The sequence below is a fragment of the Carboxydocella sp. JDF658 genome (assembly GCF_002049395.1).
In the GTDB taxonomy this organism is placed as follows: Bacteria; Bacillota.
The window spans coordinates 1-201 of sequence record NZ_BDLR01000135.1; the positions used below are offsets into that span (position 1 = coordinate 1).

Sequence of the window (201 nt, forward strand, 5' to 3'; positions counted from 1 at the left end):
GAGGCAACCCCAACATTAAGATATTTTATGACGGACAGGACTTCCGCCTGGCGGTTTCCCTCTCCCACCTTTCTGAACAGACAGGCATAGATAAACTTGGACGCCCCAGGATGAGCCAGGCCCCCAGGGTTGAGGGCAAGTTGTGGCTGCCGGAAAAACACCGGGAACTGGTGCAGATATGGCTGGCCATGAAGTTACCCT

1 pseudogene is annotated in these 201 nt (G+C 54.7%); it reads left to right on the plus strand.

Annotated elements, in window-relative coordinates:
* A pseudogene (locus JDF658_RS12750) lies at positions 1 to 201 on the plus strand (IS200/IS605 family accessory protein TnpB-related protein); the annotation flags it as partial.